Origin of the sequence: Marinobacter litoralis (genome assembly GCF_016427555.1) — a bacterium.
In the GTDB taxonomy this organism is placed as follows: Bacteria; Pseudomonadota; Gammaproteobacteria; order Pseudomonadales; family Oleiphilaceae; genus Marinobacter; species Marinobacter litoralis_A.
On record NZ_JAELVS010000009.1, the window covers coordinates 1 to 25,741 of the forward strand.

Below are 25,741 nucleotides of genomic sequence, written 5' to 3' on the forward strand. Positions count from 1 at the left end.
CATCGTTCAATACGCTCAATGGTACGTTCAGAGCGCGCCCGGGCGGTTTCAGCGGGCGTTCCTTCCAGCATTTCCTGCTCCAGCTCCTGCTGCTTCTCCGCGATGTTGTCGGCTAGTTGCGCTACCTGCTCATCCGAGAGAGAAGACAACAGCTTGACGGCTACCGGAGTGGCCCGTTCCAACAATTTGGGTATGAAGTCCATGAGTTGTTCCTGATGGAACAGTACCGTGGCTTGGCCGGGTGTCCCTTCCGCCAGATCTGATTTGAGGGCTGCCAACCATTGCTGGTAACGGGGTAACTCGACCGAGCAATGCCATTGTTTGAGCGCTTCCAAATCCTGATTCAGTTGCGCTTCCTGCTCACTGGTCAGGCTAATGTAATCCTCAACCCACCAGACAACGCCCCAGTCGGCGTAGCGGTAGGCCAGGCGCGCCTGACTACAGCCTGCCAAAAACATCAGTAACACCAGCCCGACGATCCAGCGGGCGCGGAGTGTTCTGGGTGTTGGGTTATCCATCACCTGTGCTCCTTGGTAAAAAGCCGTATGGAAAAATGTTGCATGCTCACTAAGATGTTGCGATCCAGCATCGGAGGCAGTGTCTTTTTTCCTACGCTGCGGTCGCCTGATTGGATTCGGCAGTGTTCCATACGTTAAAACCGGGAAGGAAAGCATGTCCAGTTACAAGCAAACGCGTGTGCGCCAGTTCGTTTTCGCCTTTTATATGTCCGGCATCATGTCGCTGTTGATGTCCGGAATTATTACCTTGATAAACACCGGTATGACCGAGGGTTTTTTCCATCGCTGGGGCGCAGCTTTTGCGGTTGCCTGGGCGGTGGCCTTCCCTCTGGTCAGCTTTATCGCGCCAATGGCCGGCAAAATGGCGGACTGGACCATGGCCCGGTTGTTTTCCAAAGAACGTCGGTCGGATTGATGAAATCACCGTACCGAAGCTGTTTTCCTCACAATTGTTCGCTTAAATGTAAAAAAATGTAAATCCATTTTTCTCGCCTCACCGTAATTTGCATTCGACACTGGTCAGGGAATGAATCAGTGCAGGTTCGAACCACTTTACCCTGGTAGTCAACCCCTCCAGACGAGGCACGAAAAATGAAAGCAAAATACGCTTTACCGATGGTTTTAGTGGGCAGTGTCATGCTATCCGGTTGTTGGCTTGATGACGATGATAACGACGATAACGGCACTACGGATGCTGCAACGCAAAGCATTCTGGAAATCGCGGTTGAGAATGAAAACACGACGATTCTGGAAGCGGCAGTTCTTGAAGCCGATCCATCCATCGCGGAACTGCTCGGCGGAGATGACCAGTTAACCGTGTTCGCACCGACAGACGCGGCCTTTGAAGATCTATTGGGAGAGTTGGGCATCACGGCGGAACAGTTGTTGGCTAACACAGCGTTATTAAACACCGTTCTTCCCTACCATGTGCTCGCAACGTCCGTTGGTGAAGTGAAGGCAGCAGCTGCGATCAGCGTTGCGCAAAGCTCGGTCCCACAAAACCTCTTTCCAACTGTGAATGGTCAAAACGTCGCGCTTTCAATCTCGCAGGAAAGCGGTGAAGACGTACTGTACGTTAACACCTCTCGAGTAACGGGGCCTGATGTAGATGCGACGAATGGTGTTATTCACCTTATTGACAAAGTGCTGCTTCCGCCGCCGAGCGATCTCAGTGACACAGGTGCAACGATTGCGGAAATCGTAACGGCGCTGGAAGGAGCTGCAGACCCTGAGTTCACAATACTGCTGACCGCACTAAGTACTCCCGGCGCTTCCGCGCTTTTAACTACCGCTTCGGATCCGAATGCAACCTTGACGGTGTTCGCGCCAACAGATGCCGCTTTTGAGGCGCTATTGACGGATCTGGGTATTACAGCAGGCGATTTGCTCAATGACCCGAATCTGCCATCTATTTTGAGCCAGCATATTCTCGGAACTACGGTCGACTCTCTTACGGCATACGCGTCTAACGGCGATACTGTAACAACATTGGCTAGCAATAATTTGAACGTTGACATACAAGACAACGCTCTGGTTATCGAGGGCAGTACCGTCGTCGAGGCCGATGTTGAGGCTTCCAACGGCGTGATTCATTTGATCGACAAGGTGATTTTTACAGTGGACTGACAGACGAAAAAGCATTTCTTCTGAACAAAGCATGAGTGTGAGGCCGGCTGTTGCAGCCGGCCTTCTTTATACTGGCTTACTGAATCGAAGACGCAGGACGTTCATCCTCAGATTGAGATAAAGCCAGCCCCACAGGGGGACGGTAATGCAGTGAATGCAGTACCCGGTCAAGAACCGCCCCGCCATTCCAGGCCGGATCGTTGTTGACCATGCCAACCACCGCCCAGGTGGTATCGTTATTGTCCCGGGCAAAGCCGGCAATGGAGCGGACATCCTGCAAATAGCCGGTTTTGATTCGGCCTTCACCTTGCAAACCCGTGTTGCGTAATCTTCGCGCCATGGTGCCGTCCATTGCGATGATGGGCATTGATGTCATTAAGTCCGACGCGTAGGGGCTGTTCCACGCCTGAAGCAGAATCTGCGCCCCTTGCCGGGCAGAAATACGACCGTGGCGGGTAAGGCCGGCGCCATTGTCGATGACCATGCCGTTGGTGTTAACGCCTTTTTCTTCGAGCCATTCGTAGATGGCGCGGATGCCCGCGACCCGGTCGTCGCGCTCATCGTCTTTACGGAGTTCAGCGCCGATGGTAAGCAATAATTGCCGTGCCATCACGTTGCTGCTCCATTTATTAATGTCGCGCACCATGGTGACCAAATCCGGTGACGTGGTCCGCATCACAAGGTGAGCGTTGTCGGGAGTTTTTTCAAACCGGTCACCACCGTGGATAACGACGCCCAGCTCGGAAAATAAAGAGCGAAGGGTAGAGGCGGAGTAGCGGTCATGAGGAAGCAAAGACATATAGCTTGTGGCTCGGCAGCCCTGTGGTAATTCGCCGGTGACTCTAACCGTTACTTTCTGGTCGTTGTGAAACACCGGTTGCCACTTGAAATTGCGCCGGGAAGGGCAGGGCCCCTCGGCCACCGCAGTTATCCGGTTATCAATCGTCACTTCGTTTAAATTGGGGGTGGCCCAGGCTTGAGTGCCACGCTCGTCGGCCCTTACCTGCAGGTGAACCAAGTTGAAATTGGTCAGGTAGCCGGACGGCTCCACCAAAAAAGGCGCATGCGGGTTGTTGCCATTATCGTGAAAGAACGGCAGCCCACCATCGATTTCGAAATAGCTGCCATCCAGTACCAGGTCCCCGGTGACTTGGCGAATGCCCATGCCCTTGAGTTCGCGGAGCGTGCTCCAAAGCCGCTCAAGATTGAGCTTTGGGTCTCCTCCAAACCGGACGTACAAATCGCCTTTCAGGGTGTCTCCCACCATTACACCATCCGTGAGGAAGTCGGTTTTCCAGTGGTGCGTGGGGCCCAAGAGTTCCAGCGCGGCGTAGGTGGTTACCAGCTTCATGATGGAACCTGGGCTCATGAGTTGGTCAGCGTTTACATACTGTTCAATGCCCGGGCCGTTGAGCGGTATGGCGGCGACACTGAGCGCTTCGTCGCTATTCAGGGATTTCTCGGCGTAGGCACGAATCTCTGACGCCCAAAGGCGCGAGTTAGTAGCAGGCTCGGTGGAGTGACTACTTTCGGCAACGGCAGGCGAAGCGAAAGTGCTGAGCACGGCCACTGCCGTCAGCAGACTTTTCGGTGTGAATAGTCGTCTTTTCAGGCGAGTTCTAGCCTGTGAATGCCGCCGCTGCATACCCTGAACCCGTGGTTAGTATTTTTTGTAACCATAGCTTATCCCGGCTATTTCTACTATGCAGAAACATTACACATGACGTTAAAAAATGACGTTATGTGTATTGTTTCTGAAGGTTTTTGTTCGATGGTCGCGCAAGGTTTTGCGAATCAGTAGGTTACAGTGGGCTGCCGCACCGGCGGCAGGGCCAATGGTTGGCGAACCTATTGTGTGACAATGGCGGAAATTTTCATTAATCAGGGATGCATCATGCTTCGCGCTCTAAAACATTCGGTCAATGTTCTGGAATCTTTGGCAACCTCTTCATTCTCGGCCTGGCGTGGCTGTTTAGTTGTGAAGCCGGCGGTTCAGCCGGAAAAACCGTTGGTGCTGTACGACATTGAAGCCTGCCCATACTGCCGAAAGGTGCGGGAAGTGTTCACAGCTCTCCACTTGGATGTGGATATACGACCTTGCCCCAAAGGCGGGACGGTATTCCGGGCGGAAGCCGAAACCTTGGGCGGAAAACAGCAGTTTCCTCTATTGGTAGACCCCAACACCGATGAAGTCATGTATGAATCGGCACAGATTATTGAGTACCTGTTCCGCCAATACGCTGGCCGGCCCGTACCGGGCTATTACGAGGAGAAAACAGGGCAGTTTTTGTGGGGAGCCGCCGGGTCTGCGAGCAGTGAGCTTCGGGGCATGCGCGCAGAGCGAGCCAAGCGGCCAGAGCAGAGTTTGCACCTGTGGAGTTTTGAGGGCAGCCCGTTTTCGCGGCTGGTTCGTGAAAAACTGTGCGAGTTCGAGTTGCCGTACACCCTGCACAATCTGGGTAAAGAGCACTGGACCGAGTTTGGCCCGGCATTTCAGCGCATCAAACCGGGCCCGTATAAACCTCAGCGCGGCGGCAAACGCGACGCTTTTTTCCAGGAGCACGGACGGGTTCAGGTACCTTATCTGGAAGATCCGAACACCGGCGTGAAGCTGTTTGAATCACGGCAAATTGTGGAGTATCTGGAAAAAGAATACGCCTTGTAATCTCATGGATTGAGCGGGTTTCGGGGTAGTAATTCCGCCCTGAGCCGGTATGATCTGCGCGGTTATTTCAGCTGCTTCGGGAGAATGTAATGTATACAGGTCGGTGCTTATGTGGCGATGTTCGTTTCGAGTATGAAGGCGCCCTTGGCCCGATTTCTCTGTGCCATTGCAGCCAGTGTCGCCGCGCTCATGGCAGTGCCTTTTCGGCCAGCGCGCCGGTGCAGAAAGTGCGTTTTCGGTATGTGTCTGGTGAGGACCAGGTTACAGAATTCGAGTCTCGGCCCGGTAAGTATCGCGCTTTTTGCAGCCGTTGTGGCAGTCACTTGTATAGCCGGTTGGACGCGATTGGCGGCATCCTTCGTTTACGCATCGGCGTGATCAATGAACCTATTGCTGCCAAGCCGGCCAGACACATCTATGTCGGCTCAAAAGCGGAGTGGTTCGATATTGCCGATGAGCTTCCGCAATATGAAAAAACAGAACGAACTAACGATCCGTTCTGAAGTAGTTTTTGGAGCGTCTTATCTGGCGCTTTTATTGATAGTGATTTAAGAAGTGTGATTTCAAGTTGCAAATAAGAATCATTATTATATGATGATTGGTACAGCTTGGGAGGATCGCGATGAATCATGAAGCGTTGGAAGGTATCAAACTGGCAGGTTTTGCGGTCACTTTCGCCCTGGCACTCGTCGTGATCTGGGCATTGAAAGTGTGAGCGGCCATTTACTGATTGACCCTCTATCATAATATACAAACTGCTCGGGCCCTCATGTTGAAGGCCCGAGTTTTTAGAGTGGTAAATAACTTAAAACTTGTACGAGACCGAAGCTGTTACATCACGCTCCGCGCCGTAGTAGCAGTAATTCAGGCTGTTGTAGCAAGAAGCTACGTACTCTTTGTCCAGTAGATTGTTCACGTTGAGTTGGGCGGTAACACCGGGAGCCCCTAAGCGCGCAAAATTATATGACAACGCCATGTCTACCAAGGTGTAATTCGGAATCTCTTTCGTATTGGCATCATCGGCCTGAATATCTCGGAGATGTCGAATCCCGAGGCCCGCACGAGCACCACGCAGTATTCCTTGGTTGAAGCGATAGCCAGTCCAAAGAGTTAGATGATGCTTCGGCGACTGGCTGGCCTGGTTACCTTCCCGATAAGGCTCCGATTTTTCGAAAGTCACCTCTGTGTACGCATACCCGGCCTGAATATCCAGGTTGTCTGTTAGCTGTGCTTTCGCTTCCAATTCCACGCCTTGGGACTGAAGTTCACCGATGGCACGGCTGAAACTCTCATTCGGAAGTTTGGTTGCCAGGTCCTGCTGATTAATCCTGAACAGGGACAGGGTGTACAGGTCGCTCGTTCCGAGGGGCTGGTATTTCAGGCCGGTTTCGATTTGCTTGCCCGTGCTTGGATCAAGCAGGTCTCCATCTTCTCCAACAACGGCGTTCGGAGAGAACGAAGTCGAATACGACAGGTAAGGCGCTAAACCCGATTCAAATTGATACAGCAATCCAGCACGGCCGGTGAAATGGGTTTCATCCAGCTCGCTTGTTCCACCGTTATCAAGGTCCGTATTCTCAATGTCCAGCCGGTCATATCGGCCACCCAGGCTAAGGTGCCAGCTATCCAGATTAATCTGGTCTTGCAGGTATAGCCCTGCCTGTTTCACTTCACGACGATTTCGTACGGCAGGATACGTTGCCGTAGGTTCGGCACCATACACAGGGTTAAATGCGTCGATTGCAGGGAATGCTGCAGAAAGCCATTCCACATCATTCTCTCGTTGCTGATAATCCACACCCACTAGTACACGGTGTTCGGCATTGCCGGTGAAAAAAGATCCCACCACCTGATTGTCGATTGTTATCGCTTCAAGATCTTCCTCGGCGCCGGAATAGTAACGGGCTAGTTCCGTGTCACTGGCCCAACCGGCAGCGTAGACCTGGTCAAGAGATATATCAGACTCCAAAAAGCGAAGTCTCTGCCGAACAGTCCAATTAGGGCTGAACTCATGTTCCAGATCATATCCGACCATCGTCATATCGCGTGAAAACTTCTCATATCCCGGCTCGCCGTCAAAGAAGTTGTTGCTGATTTTCTGACCGTTACGGGATTCGACGGTGCCCTCATAGGGCAGCGCGTTGTGGTAGCCCCCTTCTGGGTCTCGTTGCAGATAGGCGAGCAGTGTCAGAGAGGTATAGTCGGTTATATCCCAGGTCAGTTGTGGAGCAATAACCCGTCGCTCCTCTTCGACATGATCCTGTTGAGCATCGGCGGCTGATATTTTTCCTGTTAGGCGATATGCCACTCGACGGTCGTCATCCATCGGACCGGTAACGTCAATAGCCAAGCCTCGTTGCGCATTGTTGCCGAGCGTTGCTCGTACTTCGCCGCCGGATTCGAATTCCGGTTTTTTGCTCGTGAGGGCAACAATGCCGCCTGGCGAGCTCTGCCCGTATAGGACTGAAGTTGGTCCCTTAACGATTTCTATCCGATCCAGAAACCACGGATCAATGGCGAAAGAACTGAACGAACCTCCATCGTTCATAACCTTAAGGCCATCTAAATACGTATTGTTGATGCTGCCACTGGAGAAACCTCGCAGCACAAGGTAATCGTAGCGGTTTGATGAGCCAACTTGGTTTGTGCTGGCACCTGGTGTGTAGCTGGCCGCCCGCTGCACCGATTTGGCACCTCGTTTTTGCCACTCCTCACGGCTAATGACGTTGACGGTTTGAGGCGTTTCCATTACCGGTGTTTCAGTTTTTGTGGCGCCCCGAGTTGCAGTGACCGATAGAGCCTCAAGTTGCTGGACCGATTGTTTGTCTGAGGCCTGAGCGAGCGCTGGTGTCGCACCAGCCAGACTTGAAAGACATACTGCGATGGACAACGACAATCGTGAGCGGGCAAGCATGGTGTACCTCTATAAGAACATTGTTTAATAATGAGAATTATTGTCGTTCGCGTTCAGTTTTTGGTATGGCAAACGACAAAAGAACTATGATCAAACGTAATTTTCGGGTTCACTGGCTTTTTTTCGGCGAAACCCCAAACTCATGGCGAAAAGCAGTGGCAAAGTTGGTGGCGTGGCGGTAACCCACTTTGTGGGCGGTTTGCTGAACACTGAAGCCTTGGTTTAGATATTGTCGGGCCAGTTCCAGTCGGTAGCGGCGAAGATAATCGAAAGGGGATAGCCCGTATGTAGCGCGGAACTTGGTCCTCAGGCTGCTGGGGCTCATGGCAGCAATTCGTGCCAGTTCTGAAAACGAGTAGTTCTGATGCGGCGCGAATTCCAGTTTTTGACGTACCAATTCAAGACGCTCGCGCTGAGGACTGGAAACAGCGTCCGTTGCGTGCGTCCGGGTCTTGTTTTTCGGTATTCCTAAACCAGTCAATTGCAGAGCCAAGCCTTCCAGCAACAAGGACTGCTGCAGCTCTTGCAGGTCTGGCGCGTAGCTGTTTGCCAGTTGTGTTATCAGAAAATCCGGCAGGGACCAGGTATGAACAGGGTCATGGATATGGGAGAGCAGCCGTAATAGTGTCGGCGGTGCGGCTCGCCCTACGTCTGCTCCTTTTGGATCGAAAGCAAGCGCCACGGTGTTAAGGCGCTGCTGGCACTTCTGAGTGGCTTGTAATGGATACTCGGGATGCAGCTGCATCGTCACAGCACTGCCCGACTCCAATTCCCTTTCCAAGGCTCCGATTTTTAAGTGAATGTGTCCTTCAAGGACCAGCAGTATTAATAACGGCGCGTGACCCAGTGATACCGATTCGTAGGGCTCGCGGATATCTAATTGGGAAAACGTGAACCGGAAACCGGAGCTAAGTGCGTACTCGGAGATCCTGCCTTCCGCGATGATGGTTTTGTCTGCATCGACCCCGGTCTGCAAGATATTGGGAAAGTGATAGTCGATGTCGAACTTCTCGCCAATCGCCCGAAAATCGCGAATACGGTAGGCGCGGTGTTCACCATGATTGTGCATTTTTCGGAGCCTGAGGGATTGATTGCCGAGTCTCAATTTGCGCCATTCGCTCCTTGCGATGAACGCCGCAGGTTCCGCAATATCCTTCTTCTGGCAGCATGTATTTCAGGCAACAGCCACGACGTTGAGGAATGGCACACATATGTTGGCTGAATTCCGCGGGGATCCAGTCGATATGTTTATTGGCTTCGCAGTTAAACTGTGCCAGCCAGTGATTAGCTTGCTTACACAGAGCATCCGGGTTCACCTGATTCCATATCATTGAATAGGGTGCGCCAAGCGCCAATCCGACACTGCTCCAGTATGCGCCGGGGCTGACCCCGAGTTGCTGTCGGAAAATGGGATACCAGTTCTGCAGTTGTTCGCTCAAACGGTGAATGAATGCTTTTGTCTCTAGCGGCTCGGGGGTGTCGTTAAGATGGAGCCAGGATAAATCCTTGTCTTTCCATCCCAGGAAAACCTTACTCGGGTTCAGGGCAATGCTATTGCCGTCGCGGAACAGTTGGAGAACCAAGGGCCAGATAATCTGTAGAGCCAGGTTTTGCTGCAGCACAGAAACCCGGGCTTTTTGGATTCGCGGGTGGTCCGCGTCTGGATAATTGTCCCGGATTACTCGCCAAATAAGTTCGGGGCTTTCTAGCAGCCGTGCCAGTGAGAACAGCCTTGAATCTGGGTGGATATCCGGTAACGGGTCACTTTTTAGCAATGCACATGGCTTGAGGCCCCGGCTCGCGGCGAGATGGTGGTAGTCCGCCAGCCAATGGCGATCTGTTTCAGTTTTTTCCATGACGACCCAACCCCCAAAGAAAGTATAAGCCGCCAACAAGTGCAGCCAGCAGCCCCGCAGGTAACTGGTTCGGGTAAACCAGCAGCCGGGCTAGATAATCTGCGATTGCGAGCAATAAACCTCCAGCCAAAGCTGCTGCAATCAACTGTTTTCCCACGGTTTGTTGCCCTAAGACGCGGGCCAGGTGAGGGGCAATGAGCCCGACGAAACTTAAGGGGCCGATGACGACCGTTGAGGCAGCGGTCAGTGCTGCCGCGAGCAGTAACAGTAAAAGTCGTGCACGGGGCACCTGAAGGCCAAGAGCTGAAGCGGAAGTTTCCCCCAGAGGTAAGAGAGTCAGAGGGCGAAGAGTCAGGAGAGTCACGCCACCGAGGCTGACTACCAGGGCTAGTAGACTGAATGCCTCAATTTCGGAAATCAGCCAGGTGGAGCCATACATCCAGTTCAGTAATTTTGAGGCAACGGTACCGCCGGTGGCCATGGCGAGCCGTAGGCCTGCATCCATAAACACGTACAATGCCAAGCCTCCCAGTAGTAGTTGATTGCCTGAGAAACGGTGTTTCCGAGCCAGCAGCAATAGCAGACCAAGGGCTCCACATGCACCGAGGGTCGCTGCCGCGAGCTGGCCTGCGCGGCCCAAATCCAGTCCCGCCAGGGCGAGTGCCACCATAACCAAGGCCGCGCCACCACTGATGCCAAGCAATTCGGGACTGCCCATGGGGTTCCCTGTCATTCTCTGAATCAATGTGCCGGCCATTCCTAGTGCCATGCCGGCCAGAATTGCTGCCATTAATCGAGGGCCCCGCCACACCCAGGCATCTGTCCATTGCGTAAGGGGTGTCCAGTTCCAGCCCTCTAATCCCGGTGACCAGCTCATCGAGAGAACAATCGTTATGGCCAATAAGGCACTCAACAGCCCTGCTATCTGAAACGGATTGCGGCGAGGGGGCAAGAAACCAGTGGGGCTGGCGTCATGGCCCGGCATATGGTGGTCATTGCGGAAGCCCTGTAACGCCAGAAGGATAATAGGGCCACCAATCAGAGCTGTGCTGGTACCCGTGGGGACGAGTGAGCCGTCACTGAGGAGCGTTGTCCAGTACGCGAGGGTGTCGGCGGCAAGCAGAATGCCAGCTCCGGCCAGAGTGCTCCAGAATAGTCGTTCTGTTAGCGTTCGAGCGCCTAGCAGGCGTGCCAGTACAGGCGCAGCCAGCCCTACAAATGCGACGACGCCCACCCGGCTAACCACCACCGATGTCATCGCCACTACCAGAAACAGGGACGTTGCGCGTAGCAGTGATACTTTCGCACCCAGTGCGCTTGCTGAGGTCTGGCCCAGTTGCAGAAGTTGCAGCGGGCGTACCAAGGTCAGCATGAGTGTGGCAATGATCAGTACCTTGGGCAAAAGATCGAAGAAGGGAGACCAGTTATTCTGAGCCAGCGAGCCGGCCCCCCAGATAAACAGGTTGCCCAGCCATTCGCCTTTGATTAGAAGCAAGGCCATGTTGATGGCGCCCAGAAAGAAAGTCACAACCAGTCCGGCTAGAATGACAGTCACCGGCGAGAAGCCTAGTCGCCAGGTAAGAAGAATCACCAGACCTATAGCAAGCAAGCCGCCGGCCACCGCGGCTATGTCCGGGCTCAATGCCAGTAAGCCGGGGGCAAATAGCGTGGCCATCGTTATGCCGAATTGACCTCCGGATTCGACGCCTAATGTGGTAGGCGAGGCAAGGGGGTTGCCCAGTATCTGTTGCGTAATCGCTCCGGAGAGGCCCAGTGCGCAGCCGATCAATAGCGCCATGGATATTCTTGGTGCCCAAGAAAAATGCGCCAGAACCGATGCGTATTCATCGCCGTCGTAGCTCCAGAAAATTGAAACGAGTTGCAGAGGCGAGAGTTGCTGAAGCCACGGCAGCGCGCTGGCAAAAAAAGCCAAAAGGCAGAGCAGTATGATGGCTGCCGGAAGCCGTGTGGGCATTTTGGGACGGCTAGGTGTTGCCAGGGGTGCTTCACCGGACATTGTTGCTGCCCCCTTTTAGCAGAGCATCGGTGAGCGTTTCTGCCAGGATTTTGATCTGATGCACGCCACCAAAGGACCAGGCACTGGGGATCCGATAAATCTGTTGGTTTCTTACTGGCGGGAGGTAGGTCCAGAATGGGCTCTCTTCCAAACTATCGGCGAGCCCTGGCACAAGTGGTTCAATGACCACCAGGCGGCTGTTAGGGATCTGGGCTACGGCCTCAAGGCCAGTGGAAGTGAAACCCCAATAATTTCCCAAAGTTGGCCAGGCATTGGTGAGCCCAAGGCTATCCAATGCCGCTTGGTACAAACTGTTTTTGGTGTAGATCCGCACATGGCGGTTGTCCTGAAAACTGATGAGTGCAATTGCTGGGTCCGTTTGGTTGGCCTGCTTCAACAGATCCCGCTTTTGCTTCAGTGTTTGCTCGATGTCGGTCAGAACGGCTTTAGCCTTGGCTTCCCGGTCAAGCATAGCACCCAGCACCAGAAGCATTTCCCGGGCTTTGTCGAAGGGGCGCGAGTCTGGCTTGTATACGCTGATGACGTAGGTTGGAGCAATTCGCTCCAACAGTTCATGGGCGGGTGCCATTTCTGTACTGGTGACAATCAAATCCGGCTTCAGTTCGGCAATGGTTTCCAGGCTAGGCGCAACACGCGTGCCTACGTTGGCGACGTTTGCGGGCAGTTCCGGTTCCTTAACCCAGGCGCTGTAGCCCGTTTTATCGGCCACACCGACGGGGGTGATCCCCAGTAGAAGGAGGGTTTCTGTGGCTGCCCAGTTCAGCGCCACAATGCGCTTGGGAGGAGCGTCGAGATTCAGTGTGCCTCCCTCGTGAGTCCAGCTCTGGCTCATCCCGAAGGCGGGTAGTGCTAGAAAAAGTGACCCGAGTAGCAGCGTTTTCAGATTAATGGACATAGGAAACCCATTGCCCGGGGGCTCGCTCCATGACACCCATCGGCACACTGTAGATGGATTCAAGAACTTGGCTGTTCATAACATCAGACGGGGTTCCATCCGCTACCACCTCGCCCGTCTTCAGAGCAACCAGGCGGTCACAGAAACGAGCTGCAAGATCAACATCGTGTAGCACAACAATGACCGTCAATGCTCTCTGTCTGGCCAATCGTTGTACCAGTCGCAAAGTCTCCACCTGGTGTTTTACGTCCAAAGCCGAAATGGGTTCGTCCAGCAGCAGGCAGCGGGTTTGTTGGGCCAGCAGCATAGCGATCCAGGCGCGCTGGCGCTCGCCGCCTGAAAGGGTATCTACAGAGCGGTGTTCGAAGGGTTTAAGGTCTGTATCGGCAATGGCCTGATCAATCAGAGTGTGGTCTGTCTCACTTAAACGGCCTAGGGGGCCTCGCCAGGGGTATCGGCCCAAGGCAATCAGCTCTCTTACTGTAAGGCCATCGGTGCCCGGCGGGTGCTGAGGAAGGTAACCCACGATTCGCGCAAAAGCTCGGGCGCCGAGGGTCTTGGTTGCCTTTCCCTCTAGCATGACCTCACCGCCATAGACCGTGATCTGTCTGGCCAGTGTTTTCAGTAGGGTCGATTTGCCCGAACCGTTGTGGCCAAGTAAAGCGGTAACCTGGCCTTCATCAAAGGTCAGGTTGATTTCCCGGAGAATGGTGGTGTCGCCGATGCGGACGCCAAGGTTTCGCACATCAAAAAATGCCGGCATTCAGATCCCCCTGTTCGTGTGCATGCGAGGGTAATCTAAATGATAATTACTATCAATTAGTTTCGGCGTGAGTTGCTCAAATTTGCCCAGTTTGAACGCGCCACTGAGCCGCATAGGAACCATCGTCATCGATCAGGCTGTTGTGGTTGCCTTGCTCCGTAATCCGTCCGTTTTCGACCACCGCAATAATGTCTGCATCCACGATCGTGGAGAGCCTGTGAGCGATCATAATAACCGTGCGGTTATGGCCGATACGTTTTAGTGAACGCTGGATGGCGGCTTCGGTTTCGTTGTCAACCGCACTGGTTGCCTCGTCCAGCACCAAAACGGGTGGGTTTTTTAATAGTGCCCTGGCGAGTGAAAGCCGCTGACGCTGACCACCGGAAAGACGAACACCTCGCTCCCCAACCTGTGTCGCCAAGCCATCAGGCAGGTTTTCAATAAAGGCCCATGCCTCCGCCGTACGCGCAGCTTCGATAATTTCCTCTTCGGTGGCATTGGGTTTGCCATAGGCCAAGTTGTCTCGAATGCTTCCTTCAAACAAGTAGACATCCTGACTGACCAGTCCGATGGCCTCACGCAGAGATTTTAAGCTGATCGAATGAATGGATTGGCCATCGATACGAATATCACCGTCGGACGTATCGTAAAATCGTAACAGTAGCTTAATCAGCGTTGATTTCCCGGAACCGGTTGCGCCTACCAGCGCCAGTGTGTGGCCCGCAGGTATGTTCAGATTAATATCGCGAACGCCTGCGCCATTGCTGGTATAGCGGAAGGTAACGTGATCGAACGAAACTTCCCCGAGTACGGGTTGTTGCAACGGCGTATCAACTTGGTCCTTAACGTTCACTGGCTCTCCTAGTAGATCGAGAATACGCCGGGTACTGGCCATAGCTCGTTCAAACAGGTCGATCACTTCTGCAAGGCCGGTCATGGGCCACAGCAGGCGTTGAGTAAGAAACACCAGCACTCCGTAAGCGCCCACATTTAAACTGCCTTCCAATGCCATCATGCCGCCCACTGTAAATGTGGCCAGAAAGCCAGCCAGAATTGCCATACGAATCACTGGAATAAAGGCAGAACTCACCCGAATGGCACGGCTGTTGGCCTTTACGTAGGCTTCACTGGCGTCTTTCAGGCGCTTAGCTTCTCGTTGCTCGGCGGTGAAACTCTTGATGGTGGCGATTCCGCCCAGGTTATTAGCCAGTCGGCTGGACAGATCGCCCACCTTATCCCGCACATCTGAGTAAAGAGGGCCAGCTTTGCGTTGAAAATAAAACGCTCCCCAAATAATCAAAGGGATTGGCGTGAAGGCCAGCAGGGCTATCAAGGGCGATAAGACGAGGAACACTGCGCCAACGGCCACAACAGTGACCCCCACCTGAATCATCGCATTCGCACCGCCATCCAGAAAACGTTCCAGTTGGTTTACGTCGTCATTCATGGTGGCGACCAGCTGCCCGGAGCTGTTGGCTTCAAAAAAGCTCATATCCAAGCGCTGTGCATGTTCATAGGCATCCTGCCTGAGATCAGACTGCAGGCGTTGGGACAGGTTGCGCCAGAGAATTTGGTAAAGATATTCAAACAGCGATTCGCCCGCCCAGATAAAGAAGGTGAGCACCGCCAGAATTGTGATCTGCTCTTGTGCGGTGTCGAAGCCTAATCCGGCAACAAAGCTTTCCTCCTGATTCACCACCACATCGATGGCAACACCGATGAGAATTTCCGGTGCAATGTCGAAAAGCTTGTTAATGATGGAACAAATGGTGGCTGAGAGAATATTCCGGCGATAACCACGTGCGTACCTAAGCAGGCGGCCGAGTGCAACGAAGCTGCTGGAGTGTCGGGCGCGCGTGGTCATAATGTGCTTCCTTCTCGGTGTTGGGTATGCAGAGCCGGGAAGGGTAGCGAATTCGGAATCCGTTTAAAAGAGAATGGTTTTCAATTGCGGGTGTTTTTCTGCAGCCAGCGGTCCAGCTGGTTAGCAAACTCTTTTCGGTCAGCCTGACCAAACGGAGCAGGGCCACCAGTCACCTGTCCCGCATTGCGCATCTCTTCCATGAAGTTCCGCATCGCCAAACGTTGGCGAATATTCTCTTTCGTAAACGCCTGTCCCCGCGGATTAAATACCGTTGCGCCTTTCTCAATCGCTTCCGCAGCCAGTGGGATATCTTGGGTGATCACCAGATCGCCTTTTGTCATCTGATCCATAATCTCGTTATCGGCAACGTCAAATCCTTGCGGCACCTGACGGCGGCTGATAAACGGGCTTGGTGGTAGGTTAATCACGTGATTCGCGATGAAAGTAGTCTGAACTTTCCAGCGGGTAGCGGCGCGGCAGATGATTTCCCTGACGGGGACAGGGCAGGCGTCGGCATCGACCCAGATCGGCATAGCGGTTTCCTTGCGTTCGTTGGCTTATGGGGCAGTTTACCTGTTATAGCACCGCCTGTGAGAACAACTTTCCGGGTGGTGTTATAATTGCAATCTCATACAATTAACAGGAAATGATAATGTCTCAACTGCCACCTTGCCCCAAGTGCAATTCTGAGTTCACCTACGAAGACGGCGTTCAGCTGGTTTGCCCGGAGTGCGCCCACGAATGGACGGAAGCCGAACAAGCAGAAGCGGAAGCCGAAAAAGTGATTCGGGATGCCAACGGGAATGAATTGCAGGATGGTGACACGATTACCGTGATCAAAGACCTGAAAGTAAAAGGCTCCAGTGCCGTCGTGAAGGTAGGTACCAAAGTGAAGAACATCCGTCTGGTGGATGGCGATCACGACATTGACTGCAAGATTGATGGCATCGGCCCCATGAAACTGAAATCCGAGTTCGTCAAGAAAGCCTGACCCCCTCTGGTTGAACATTTGCACCCCATCGTCTAAATATTAAACAGAGTGTCGGCTGGCACTCTGTTTGATCCCGAAGCGTGCAACCCACGCTAATAACAAGACGAGTACTCCAACGCTGGAAGTGTCCGCCATAAGCGGGCATAGGTTCAGTCGGGCTGATATCGCACAGCCGAGGGCAGGAGGATGGGATGAAAGAACTGTACGAATTTCATGTGGATAGCACACGCTATCTGGATGAGGACGGCACGCCACTCGGCGAATTGCCGATTCAGGCCGAGAACACCGAAAGGATTCTGGCTGCCTACCGAAATATGGTGCTGGCACGCACCCTGGATTCCAAAGCGATTGCGCTTCAACGTACCGGGAAATGTGGCACTTACCCTTCTGTGCTGGGCCACGAAGTCATTGGTACGGCCATTGGTCAGAGCATGGCCAAAACCGATGTTTTTGTCCCTTACTACCGAGATCAGGCTGCTCATCTTCTGCGCGGTGTCTCCCTGAAAGAGTTGCTGCTGTATTGGGGCGGCGACGAGCGTGGATGCGCGTGGGAGCATTGCCCCGAAGATTTACCCATTGCTGTGCCGATTGCCACGCAATGCGGCCATGCTGTAGGTGTTGCATCAGCATTCCGGATTCGCGGCGAGAGCCGGGCTGTTGTTTGCTGCATCGGCGACGGCGGCACCTCGAAAGGCGACTTCATGGAAAGCCTGAACCTTGCCGGTGCCTGGCATTTGCCTGTGGTCTTCGTTGTCATTAATAACCAGTGGGCTATTTCGACGCCTCGCAGTCTGCAGAGCGGGGCGGAAACCATTGCCCAGAAAGCCATTGCCGCCGGTTTGCCGGGCCACATTGTCGATGGCAATGATTACTTCGCCTGCGCCGAGGCCCTGGATAATGCGCTCAAGCGCGCCCACGATGGCAAAGGTGCAGCCGTAATCGAAGCCGTAACCTACCGGTTGGGAGACCACACCACCGCCGACGACGCTACCCGTTATCGCAGTGCCGACGAGCTTAAGCAGGCGTGGGAGAAAGATGGAGTCAAACGCCTGCAAAACTGGTTGTACAGCAATGACCTGTGGAGCCCGGATCAGGAAAAGGACCTGCAGGCAGAAGCCAAGAAAACAATCGACGAGGCTGTAGAAGCTTATCTGGCAACCGAGGCCGAACCACCCACGGCAATGCTCGACTATTTGTTTGAAAGTCTCCCTGCCGCGCTGCAGGGCCAGCGGGAACAGATCGCTGACAAATATCGGGGAGGTTCGGCATGAGCAAGTCAGACGTTCGTGATGTGACTCTGGTCGAAGCGGTCAACATGGCCTTGCACTGGGAAATGGCGCAAGACGAAAACGTGGTGGTGCTCGGCGAAGACATTGCCACGAATGGCGGGGTGTTCCGGGCAACCCTGGGCCTGAAAGACGCGTTCGGTTTCAAGCGGGTGATGGACACACCGTTGGCGGAAAACCTGATTGCCGGCACCGCGATTGGTATGGCAACGCAGGGGTTGAGACCGGTGGCGGAATTCCAGTTCATGGGATTTATTTACCCGGCGATGGAGCAAATCGTTTGCCACGCCAGCCGCATGCGCAACCGTACCCGGGGGCGGTTACATTGCCCGTTGGTGTTCCGGGCTCCGTTTGGCGGGGGTATTCACGCACCTGAGCACCATTCTGAAAGCACTGAAGCGCTGTTCGCCCATATTCCGGGTTTGAGGGTGGTGATCCCCAGCTCTCCGCAGCGGGCTTACGGCCTTTTGTTGGCGGCCATTCGAGACCCGGACCCGGTGATCTTCCTTGAACCCAAGCGGATATACCGGGCCGTGACCCAGCGCGTCGAGAACAACGGAGAAGCGCTGCCGCTCGATACCTGTTTTACCTTGCGAGAAGGTGATGATGTCACGTTGATTACCTGGGGTCCTTGTGTCATGGAAACACTGCAAGCGGCGGATAAATTAGCCGAACAAGGCGTGGGGTGTGAGGTGATCGATGTGGCCACGGTCAGCCCGTTAGACCGGGAAACGTTGCTTTGCTCGGTCGCCAAAACCGGCAGGGCGGTGATCGTCCACGAGGCATGCCGCAACGGCGGTGTCGGTGCCGAAATTGCGGCTTCAATTGCGGAATCCGCGTTTCTGGATTTGCAGGCGCCGGTTATCAGAGTGACCGGGTACGACACCGTGATGCCGTATTACCGGAATGAACAGAATTATCTGCCAAAAGTAGAAGACATCGTACACGCGGTTGAACAGGTGATCGGGCTGTAGGAGCAACAACAATGAAAAACTTCAGACTCCCGGATTTGGGGGAAGGCTTACCGGAAGCCGAAATTGTAGAGTGGCACGTGAACGTGGGCGACACCGTGGAAGTGGACCAGGTGCTGGTCAGCGTGGAAACCGCTAAAGCCATTGTTGAGGTGCCCTCGCCGCAAGCCGGTGTAATCGCCAAACTCTATGGCGAGGCTGGCGATATCATTCATACCGGCGAACCCTTGCTGGCCTATGAAGGTGAAGATGAGGATTCCGGAACCGTTGTGGGTAAGCTGGAATCATCCGGTAAGGGCGAAGGGAAAGACGCCCAGCAAGATAGTTTCATTGTTGGTGCCGCTGCGTCCAGCAAACGGGCCCGGTCGAACCGAGCCACCCCGGGCGTTCGGGCACTGGCCCAGCAACTTGGGGTTAGCCTGGAGAACATAAAAGGTAGTGGCCCCGGTGGTTTGATCACCAACGATGATGTTTACAAGCAAGCCAGTCATCAAAAACAGCTGGGAGAAGCGGAAGCCTTGCGAGGCACGCGCCGAACCATGGCCAAAAACATGGCGCTGTCCCACGCTCAGGTAGTGCCTGTGTCGATATTTGAAGATGTGGATGTGGGTGACTGGAAAAAAGGAACCGACACCACGATGCGACTGGTGCAGGCTATTGGTAAAGCCTGTGCCGCTGTGCCGGAACTTAACTGCTGGTTTGATGGTGATAATCTGAGCCGTCAATTGCTGGATGAAGTCCACGTTGGCATTGCCGTTGATACTCCGGAAGGCTTGTTTGTGCCGGTGCTGAGAGACATTACCCATCGCAGTTTGAAAGATTTGAGGCAAGGTCTGGAGAACCTTAGAGAGTCGGTCGCCTCCCGCAAGATTCCACCCAAGGAAATGCAGGGCGCGACCATCACCCTGTCTAATTTCGGCACTATGACCGGGCAATACGCGAATCCCATTGTCAGTCCGCCACAGGTGGCGATTGTTGGGGCCGGCCGCATGCGGGACAAGGTTGTTCCCTACAAGGGCGCTGCGACCATTCGTCGCATTCTGCCCTTGTCACTAACCTTCGATCACCGCGCGGCAACGGGCGGGGAAGCCTCGCGGTTTCTGGGAGCGCTGGTTGATGCGTTGAGTAAAGCCAGCTGAAAACCCGGCCGAAGGAATCGCGCCGAACGGTGATCCTGCCTTGCCAAATGTTCTGGAGGCAACAACACTAGGGGCACTCATAAAGCTACTTTCGACTGCGCGAGATATCATGATCCAACGGAAGACCCTGACAACCGCCTTTTTGCTGTCCTGTTCCATTCTGACAACCCAGGCCGTAGCAGCATGTGAACAGCATCATGATGGTCACTATGCAAGCGGTGCCATCGAAGTTCAAAATGCCTGGAGCCGCCCTACACCTCCAGGCACGCCTATGGGTGTGGGCTATATGACCATCACCAATCATGGGGCCGACGATGTGTTGTTGATTGCTGCGGAAAGCCCGCGAGCCGGCCACGTCTCTATCCACGAGACGTCCATGCACGAGGGCATGATGCGGATGCAGCCCCTAGCAAACGGCTTGACCATCCCGGCCGGAAAATCGATGGAGCTAAAACCTCACAGCTACCATTTGATGCTGGAACAACTTGAGCAGCCCCTGATAGAGGGTGAAAAGATTCCGGTTAAGCTGGATTTTGACGGTGGTGAGGACATCACCGTCAAATTGGTTGTTCAGCCCCTGGGTGGTACGGCTATGGATCATGGCGATCACGCAGACCATTCGGATATGCATCACTGACATGGGCGGAGCCTTGCGCTCAGGAATCGGATTGCCCGGCGTGGGAGTCCGTGTGCCCTAGCGAGTGTTTGGGGGCGATCTGGTCGCGAACCAGTTGTTTCAGCTGCTTGATGTCCGGAAAGCCTCCTTGTTCTTTGCGAGACCAGATTCGGGTGTCGTTAACATACACTTCGAAAATCCCCCCCGTGCCCGGTTTCAGGGTGAGTTCGTCAATCATCCCGTCAAAGGTGGTCAGCAGTTCCTGGGCCATCCAGGCCGAGCGCAATAGCCAGTTGCAGCCGGTGCAATAATGAAGCGTGATGTGTGTTGCCATACGTTAATCGTTCCAGCAGGAATAAATGAACTAATCATGCTATCAAATAAGGATTGCTAATTCTTATTAGAGAGGATGTGATGACCCATTGGCTTGTGGACAGTCCCGGGTCGGGAGACGGAACCCGAAACGCAGATTTCTGGCTTGAACACTTGCAGGCTCAGGGGATTACGGATGTCGAGGTTTGCCATCTGGATGAGCAGGATAAATGGCGCGGCAGGGTGGCCAAAGATGATTGTCTGATGGCGGCCGGTGGTGATGGCACGGTTAATGGGGTCGCAAAAATTTGTCTGGAAGCCGATGCCATCTTGGCGGTGCTACCGTCCGGGACAGCCAACGATTTTGCCAGAAACCTGAACATTCCGTCAGAGCCGGAGCATATTGCCAGGTTGGTTGCTGAGGCGCCGATTCAAAATGTGGATGTCGCCGTGGCCGGAGAGCGAATGTTTTTGAACGTTGCCCACATTGGGTTGGGCACGTTGCCGGCCCGTGAGGCCGATTCACCTACCAAAAAGTGGTTGGGGCAGTTCAGTTATGTGGCCACGCTTTTTCGCCAGATTGGTGAGCAGCGCGGGTTCCACGCGGAAATACAAACGGATAAATCGGCCATGAAAGGTCGCTGGTTGTCGATTGCTATTGCCTCGGGCGCCTTTTTTGGGGGCGGCCATGAAATCCCCGAAGCGTCAGCCGATGATGGCCAGTTGAACATTGTGGCGGTAAAACCGAGGCCGCTGCTGCAATTACTCTTCGCTTTCTTGATGGTTCGGTTGAACGGAGAAACACCGAGACGAACCAGCACCGTGGTTCAAGTGAAAAGCCCTGTGTGTCAGGTCCACACCCACAGTACGAAACCCGTGACCGTGGATGGCGACGAAGCCGGTACTACACCGTTCGAAGCGGTCTGCAAACAAGGCGTGTTAAGAGTGATTGGAAGGGAAGTGGTGCAGGCCGGAAAGGCGCGCTAAGGCGCCTTCCGGCCTTATACAGCGGTGCTGAAGACGTTAAAGGCCTGCGGCTTTGGCCCTTGCCGCGTGCAGCTTCTTGTAGCTCTCGATCATCTTCAGGTGTCGGTCCAGCCCTTCGAGCTTCATGCTGGTTTCGTCCAACCCGTAAAAACGCACTGACCCATCGATGGAACCGACAACCGCATCCATAACCTCATTGCCGAACATGCGGCGGAAGTTATAGAGGTAATCTTCCAGCTCCAGCTCTTCGTCCAGCGTCGCTTCCAAAGAGGCCTGCATGGCCTGATAGAAAAGACCACGCTCGACGGTGTTATCGTTAAACTGCCGGAACATCTCGACCAGTTCCAGTGCTTCTTCGAGTTCACCCAGCGCCAGATAGATCAGCAGTTTCAGCTCCAGAATAGTGAGCTGGCCCCACACGGTGTTCTCATCAAACTCGATGCCGATCAGCGTAACGATCGTCATGTAGACATCGAGCTCGGCTTCTTCCAAACGCTCGACCAGTGCCGCCAGTTGCTCTTCATCTAAACGGTGCAGGTTGAGAATGTCTTCACGGAAGGCCAACGCCATATTGGTGTTGTCCCACACCAGATCTTCAACCGGGTATACCTCGGAGTAACCGGGCACCAGAATCCGGCACACCGGCGCGCCCAAGTCCTCAAAGACGGCCATGTAGCACTCTTTGCCCATGTCCGAGAGAATGCCGAACAGCGCCTTGGCTTCTTCTTCGTTAGTGCCAGAGAAATCCCACTCGACGAAGTCGTAGTCGGATTTGGCGCTGAAGAAACGCCAGGACACAACACCGCTGGAATCGATGAAGTGTTCTACGTAGTTGTTGGGCTCAGTCACCGCCATGGTGTTGAACGTAGGCGCGGGTAGGTCGTTCAAACCTTCAAAACTGCGGCCCTGCATCAATTCGGTGAGGCTGCGCTCCAGTGCCACCTGGAAACTCGGGTGGGCACCAAAGCAGGCAAATACGCCACCGGTTTTAGGGTTCATCACCGTGACCGAGATAACCGGGAATTGCCCGCCCAGTGAGGCGTCTTTGACGAGCACCGGGAAACCTTGCTCCTCCAGCGCATTCAGCCCTTCCACGATATCCGGGTATTTGGCCAGCACCTCGTCTGGCACGTCCGGCAGTGCGATTTCGTTCTCGATGATCTCTTTTTTGACGGCGCGTTCGAGGATTTCTGACAAGCATTGAACCTGCGCTTCCTGCAGCGTGTTACCGGCGCTCATGCCGTTGCTCAGGAACAGGTTCTCGATCAGGTTAGACGGGAAGTAAACGGTTTCCCCATCGGACTGACGCACGTAGGGAATGCTGCAAATGCCACGTTCTGGTGTGCCTGAGTTGGTGTCGAACAGGTGCGTGCCCAGCAATTCGCCGTCGGGGTTGTAGATGCCCAGGCAGTAGTCATCAAGAATGCCTTCAGGCAATTCGCCCTCGGGGCCGGGCTGGAACCACTTCTCGTTCGGGTAATGCACAAACTCACTGTTGGCAACGTCCTGACCGAAGTACTGGTCGTTATAGAAGAAGTTGCAGTTCAGGCGCTCAATGAACTCGCCCAAGGCGGATGCCAGTGCCGCTTCTTTGGTAGCCCCTTTGCCATTGGTGAAGCACATGTGCGCGGCAGTATCGCGAACATGCAGTGACCAAACGTGGGGCACGATGTTGCGCCAGGAGGCGATCTCGATCTTCATGCCGAGATCTGCAAGGATCCCGGTCATGTTGGCAATGGTCTGCTCAAGGGGCAGATCTTTACCTTCGATGTAAGTGCTGGTGTTGTCGCTGGCACCCACGTTGAGCAGAGCCTGGGCGTCTTCATCCAGGTTTTCCACCACTTCAATCTGGAAGTCAGGGCCCGTTTGCACCACCTTTTTCACGGTGCAGCGGTCGATGGAACGGATAATGCCCTGACGGTCTTTGTCGGAAATGTCTTCCGGCAACTCCACCTGGATTTTGAAGATCTGTTTGTAGCGGTTTTCCGGGTCTACAATATTGTTCTGGGACAACCGGATGTTGTCGGTAGGAATGTCCCGGGCGTTGCAGTAAACCTTTACAAAGTAAGCGGCACACATGGCTGATGAAGCCAGAAAGTAATCAAACGGGCCGGGCGCAGAACCATCCCCTTTGTAGCGAACGGGTTGGTCTGAGACGACGGTAAAGTCGTCGAATTTGGCCTCGAGCCTCAGGTTGTCGAGATAATTGACTTTGATTTCCATGGGCAGCTTACCGGATTCAGTAATATGAGCAGTTTACGCGGAATAGACGAGGTTATCCCCGATGCGCGGGATGGTCTCACAAAAACAGAGAGGACGATACTCTACGTCCTCAGTGAAACCCAAAAGGAACTGGGCGGGCGCAACGTGCCCACCGTGATGCTTTACGGCCGTGTGCTGGAATACGTGAACATCAGCGAGCAGGAGTTGCACCTGTATCTGGATCGGCTCGGCGTGAAAGGCGATGGTTGTTAATTTAGCGCACCACAAACACCGAGATTTTACTGTGCTTGACGATCTCGGCCGCGTTAGATCGCAGCAGATGCAAAGCGTCACCGACACCTGGCGGGTGTGAGGCCATAACCACCAGGTCGGCACCTGTCTCTTTAATTGCCTGAAGCAGCTTGTCATCGAGCTCAACAGCGGTATCCACCGATTCAAGAACCATGGCATTGGTTTGCAGGCCGTGAGCGGCCCCCTGTTCATCGGCAAACGCCTTGAGCTTGCTGGCCAGCTCCTTTGGGTTATGAGCCGCCGCTCCGGGTGTACTGTTTGTGACGGAAACATAGCAAAGAATGGCCTGGTAATGCTTGGCCATGTCGATGGCGGTGTTGAGGGTTTTCGCCAGTTTATCCAAATGGCTGAGGTCAACAGGAACGAGAATGTTCTGGTACATGGCTCATGTCTCCGGTTGTTCAAAATTTGACCTTTATCTTGTGAGTCTGGACCATGATCTCGATGGTCTGCAAGTTTAGGGAGTGATAATGAAGTACATCTTTGAAGTCACCGTTCTTGAGGGCTACACAGCTGAGGACTATGCCGACGCCTGGGTGCGTGCCAGCGAGCTGATTCAGCAGGCTCACGGGGCCCGGGGTACCGCCTTGCACCGGAAAATCGGTGAGCCCAATAAACTACTGGCCATTGCCAGCTGGAACAGTAAGGCCGACCGCGACGCCATGGATGCTCAGCGAAATCCAAGAATTCTTGAAATCATCAAAAGCGCCGCGCCCTTTGTCGAGATTCGCCCTTTGGGCGAGTTTGAAGATCCTGAGTGGGAAGTGATGCCGCCCGGACTGGAATGAAGTGTGTTCGATGCAACAGAGAGAGGGGTTGGGCGTTCCCTAGGAGCGAGTTTCAAGGTAATGTGCGTGCTACCGAATTCCAAGCTGTTAATCCGACAGTGACAAGAAAAACCAAGGACATCCGTTAGAGGGGTTACACCGTGTCAGAACTCGCCAACTACGAAAGCTTTAATATTGAAGTCAAAGACCAGGTTGCGCACGTGCAGTTCAGTCGCCCAGAGGCTATGAACTCCATGAATAAGGCCTTTTGGTTGGAGTTGCCTCGCTGTGTGCAGGATATTGAAGCCAACACCAACGCCCGGGCAATCGTGATTTCTTCCACGGGTAAGCATTTTTCTGCCGGCATGGACCTGGCGGTTTTTTCTGACCCTAAATCTGTGCCGATGAGCGGTGATCCGGGCCGCATGGCAGAGAACCTCCGCCGCGTTGTATTGCAGCTGCAAGACACGCTGACCTCTTTGGAAAAAGTGCGTTTGCCTGTGCTGGCAGCGGTACACGGTGGCTGCATTGGTGGCGCGCTGGATTTGGTGTGTGCTGCCGACAGCCGCTACTGCACCAAAGATGCTTATTTCACGATTAAAGAAACTGAGCTAGGTATGACGGCAGACGTGGGCACACTGCAGCGCTTGCCGAAGCTGATGCCTGAAGGCGTGGTGCGCGAGCTGGCCTACACTGGCCGGAAGTTTGGCGCAGAAGAAGCCCAGCGCCTTGGTTTTGTGAACAATGTATACGACAGTCAGGAAGAAATGGTTGAGGCCGTGCTTGCCATCGCCGCCCAGATTGCTGCGAATTCGCCGCTGGCGGTAACCGGTTGCAAGGAAATGCTGAATTTCAGTCGTGATCACAGTGTCGAGGACAGCCTGAAGTACATGGCTACCTGGCAGGCGGGTATGTTCCGCCCGACCGATATGATGAAAACGTTTCAGGCCAAAGCCCAGAAGCAAGCGCCGGCCTATGACGACCTGTTTCCGATCAAGGATCTGTTCTCCGACTGATTT

General features: G+C 54.1%; 26 protein-coding genes. 13 read left to right on the top strand and 13 right to left on the bottom strand.

Annotated elements, in window-relative coordinates:
• Positions 1-518 (bottom strand): DUF6279 family lipoprotein (locus JAO79_RS15815; RefSeq protein ID WP_227664746.1); only part of this gene is annotated, 518 nt, incomplete at its 3' end.
• 154 nt (positions 519-672) lie between these two features.
• Between JAO79_RS15815 and JAO79_RS15820 the strand changes: the two genes are divergently transcribed.
• Both JAO79_RS15820 and JAO79_RS15825 read left to right on the top strand, forming a co-directional pair.
• On the top strand, positions 673-933 hold the full coding sequence (locus JAO79_RS15820) for a DUF2798 domain-containing protein (RefSeq protein WP_199008201.1): 261 nt from the start codon (positions 673-675) through the stop codon (positions 931-933).
• A 176-nt stretch (positions 934-1,109) separates the two neighbouring features.
• The gene (locus JAO79_RS15825; RefSeq protein WP_199008202.1) at positions 1,110-2,144 is read left to right on the top strand and encodes a fasciclin domain-containing protein; all 1,035 of its coding nucleotides are present in this window, start codon (positions 1,110-1,112) and stop codon (positions 2,142-2,144) included.
• Positions 2,145-2,220: 76 nt separating this feature from the next.
• Here the strand turns inward: JAO79_RS15825 and dacB are convergent, their stop codons facing one another.
• Entirely contained in the window at positions 2,221-3,708 is a 1,488-nt protein-coding gene (gene dacB / locus JAO79_RS15830; protein WP_413785066.1) for a D-alanyl-D-alanine carboxypeptidase/D-alanyl-D-alanine-endopeptidase, read from the bottom strand.
• A gap of 330 nt (positions 3,709-4,038) precedes the next feature.
• On the opposite strand from dacB, the gene JAO79_RS15835 reads away from it, so the two are divergent.
• Together JAO79_RS15835 and JAO79_RS15840 are read left to right on the top strand one after the other, a co-directional pair.
• A complete protein-coding gene (locus JAO79_RS15835) occupies positions 4,039-4,809 on the top strand; it encodes a glutathione S-transferase N-terminal domain-containing protein (RefSeq protein WP_199008204.1) in 771 nt (256 codons plus the stop codon).
• An 89-nt stretch (positions 4,810-4,898) separates the two neighbouring features.
• The gene (locus JAO79_RS15840) at positions 4,899-5,312 is read left to right on the top strand and encodes a GFA family protein (RefSeq protein WP_199008205.1); all 414 of its coding nucleotides are present in this window, start codon (positions 4,899-4,901) and stop codon (positions 5,310-5,312) included.
• Positions 5,313-5,614: 302 nt separating this feature from the next.
• Here the strand turns inward: JAO79_RS15840 and JAO79_RS15845 are convergent, their stop codons facing one another.
• From JAO79_RS15845 to JAO79_RS15880, 8 genes are all read right to left on the bottom strand, one after another.
• Positions 5,615-7,723 (bottom strand): TonB-dependent siderophore receptor, encoded by a 2,109-nt coding sequence (locus tag JAO79_RS15845; protein WP_199008206.1) that lies wholly within the window; start codon positions 7,721-7,723, stop codon positions 5,615-5,617.
• A gap of 109 nt (positions 7,724-7,832) precedes the next feature.
• Entirely contained in the window at positions 7,833-8,792 is a 960-nt protein-coding gene (locus JAO79_RS15850; protein WP_199008207.1) for a helix-turn-helix transcriptional regulator, read from the bottom strand.
• On the bottom strand, positions 8,776-9,618 hold the full coding sequence (locus tag JAO79_RS15855; protein WP_227664747.1) for a (2Fe-2S)-binding protein: 843 nt from the start codon (positions 9,616-9,618) through the stop codon (positions 8,776-8,778). Before JAO79_RS15855 ends, JAO79_RS15850 begins: the two co-directional genes overlap by 17 nt.
• Positions 9,566-11,596, bottom strand: a complete 2,031-nt coding sequence (fhuB, locus tag JAO79_RS15860) for a Fe(3+)-hydroxamate ABC transporter permease FhuB (protein WP_199008208.1) — start codon at positions 11,594-11,596, stop codon at positions 9,566-9,568. The genes JAO79_RS15855 and fhuB overlap by 53 nt, the downstream gene beginning before the upstream one ends.
• Complete coding sequence (locus JAO79_RS15865; protein ID WP_199008209.1) at positions 11,586-12,512, bottom strand: iron-siderophore ABC transporter substrate-binding protein; 927 nt, start codon at positions 12,510-12,512, stop codon at positions 11,586-11,588. The genes fhuB and JAO79_RS15865 overlap by 11 nt, the downstream gene beginning before the upstream one ends.
• A complete protein-coding gene (locus JAO79_RS15870) occupies positions 12,502-13,275 on the bottom strand; it encodes an ABC transporter ATP-binding protein (RefSeq protein WP_199008210.1) in 774 nt (257 codons plus the stop codon). The genes JAO79_RS15865 and JAO79_RS15870 overlap by 11 nt, the downstream gene beginning before the upstream one ends.
• Positions 13,276-13,351: 76 nt before the next feature.
• Entirely contained in the window at positions 13,352-15,139 is a 1,788-nt protein-coding gene (locus tag JAO79_RS15875) for an ABC transporter ATP-binding protein (protein ID WP_199008211.1), read from the bottom strand.
• An 80-nt stretch (positions 15,140-15,219) separates the two neighbouring features.
• Positions 15,220-15,672 (bottom strand): YaiI/YqxD family protein, encoded by a 453-nt coding sequence (locus JAO79_RS15880; protein ID WP_199008212.1) that lies wholly within the window; start codon positions 15,670-15,672, stop codon positions 15,220-15,222.
• A gap of 119 nt (positions 15,673-15,791) precedes the next feature.
• Between JAO79_RS15880 and JAO79_RS15885 the strand changes: the two genes are divergently transcribed.
• The 5 genes from JAO79_RS15885 to JAO79_RS15905 all read left to right on the top strand — a co-directional run bounded on the left by JAO79_RS15885 (position 15,792) and on the right by JAO79_RS15905 (position 20,163).
• Positions 15,792-16,130, top strand: a complete 339-nt coding sequence (locus tag JAO79_RS15885) for a zinc ribbon domain-containing protein YjdM (RefSeq protein ID WP_199008213.1) — start codon at positions 15,792-15,794, stop codon at positions 16,128-16,130.
• A 191-nt stretch (positions 16,131-16,321) separates the two neighbouring features.
• Complete coding sequence (pdhA, locus tag JAO79_RS15890) at positions 16,322-17,401, top strand: pyruvate dehydrogenase (acetyl-transferring) E1 component subunit alpha (RefSeq protein WP_199008214.1); 1,080 nt, start codon at positions 16,322-16,324, stop codon at positions 17,399-17,401.
• Positions 17,398-18,390 (top strand): alpha-ketoacid dehydrogenase subunit beta, encoded by a 993-nt coding sequence (locus tag JAO79_RS15895; protein ID WP_199008215.1) that lies wholly within the window; start codon positions 17,398-17,400, stop codon positions 18,388-18,390. Before pdhA ends, JAO79_RS15895 begins: the two co-directional genes overlap by 4 nt.
• An 11-nt stretch (positions 18,391-18,401) precedes the next feature.
• Positions 18,402-19,526, top strand: a complete 1,125-nt coding sequence (locus JAO79_RS15900; RefSeq protein WP_199008216.1) for a dihydrolipoamide acetyltransferase family protein — start codon at positions 18,402-18,404, stop codon at positions 19,524-19,526.
• Between the two features lie 109 nt (positions 19,527-19,635).
• Positions 19,636-20,163 carry a copper chaperone PCu(A)C gene (locus JAO79_RS15905; protein WP_199008217.1) on the top strand — a complete coding sequence of 176 codons (528 nt, stop codon included), beginning with the start codon at positions 19,636-19,638 and terminating at the stop codon, positions 20,161-20,163.
• Between the two features lie 19 nt (positions 20,164-20,182).
• Here JAO79_RS15905 and JAO79_RS15910 read toward each other — a convergent pair whose 3' ends face one another.
• Complete coding sequence (locus JAO79_RS15910) at positions 20,183-20,476, bottom strand: SelT/SelW/SelH family protein (protein ID WP_199008218.1); 294 nt, start codon at positions 20,474-20,476, stop codon at positions 20,183-20,185.
• Between the two features lie 80 nt (positions 20,477-20,556).
• Between JAO79_RS15910 and JAO79_RS15915 the strand changes: the two genes are divergently transcribed.
• Entirely contained in the window at positions 20,557-21,441 is an 885-nt protein-coding gene (locus tag JAO79_RS15915) for a diacylglycerol/lipid kinase family protein (RefSeq protein WP_199008219.1), read from the top strand.
• 36 nt (positions 21,442-21,477) lie between these two features.
• Here JAO79_RS15915 and JAO79_RS15920 read toward each other — a convergent pair whose 3' ends face one another.
• Entirely contained in the window at positions 21,478-23,664 is a 2,187-nt protein-coding gene (locus tag JAO79_RS15920) for an OsmC domain/YcaO domain-containing protein (protein WP_199008220.1), read from the bottom strand.
• 24 nt (positions 23,665-23,688) lie between these two features.
• Between JAO79_RS15920 and JAO79_RS15925 the strand changes: the two genes are divergently transcribed.
• Complete coding sequence (locus JAO79_RS15925) at positions 23,689-23,916, top strand: hypothetical protein (protein ID WP_199008221.1); 228 nt, start codon at positions 23,689-23,691, stop codon at positions 23,914-23,916.
• Between the two features lies 1 nt (position 23,917).
• Here the strand turns inward: JAO79_RS15925 and JAO79_RS15930 are convergent, their stop codons facing one another.
• On the bottom strand, positions 23,918-24,337 hold the full coding sequence (locus JAO79_RS15930; protein WP_199008222.1) for a universal stress protein: 420 nt from the start codon (positions 24,335-24,337) through the stop codon (positions 23,918-23,920).
• Between the two features lie 88 nt (positions 24,338-24,425).
• Here JAO79_RS15930 and JAO79_RS15935 point away from each other — a divergent pair, with 88 nt between their 5' ends.
• A complete protein-coding gene (locus tag JAO79_RS15935) occupies positions 24,426-24,743 on the top strand; it encodes an antibiotic biosynthesis monooxygenase family protein (RefSeq protein WP_199008223.1) in 318 nt (105 codons plus the stop codon).
• A 140-nt stretch (positions 24,744-24,883) separates the two neighbouring features.
• Positions 24,884-25,738 carry a crotonase/enoyl-CoA hydratase family protein gene (locus JAO79_RS15940; RefSeq protein ID WP_199008224.1) on the top strand — a complete coding sequence of 285 codons (855 nt, stop codon included), beginning with the start codon at positions 24,884-24,886 and terminating at the stop codon, positions 25,736-25,738.
• Positions 25,739-25,741: the final 3 nt, after the last annotated feature.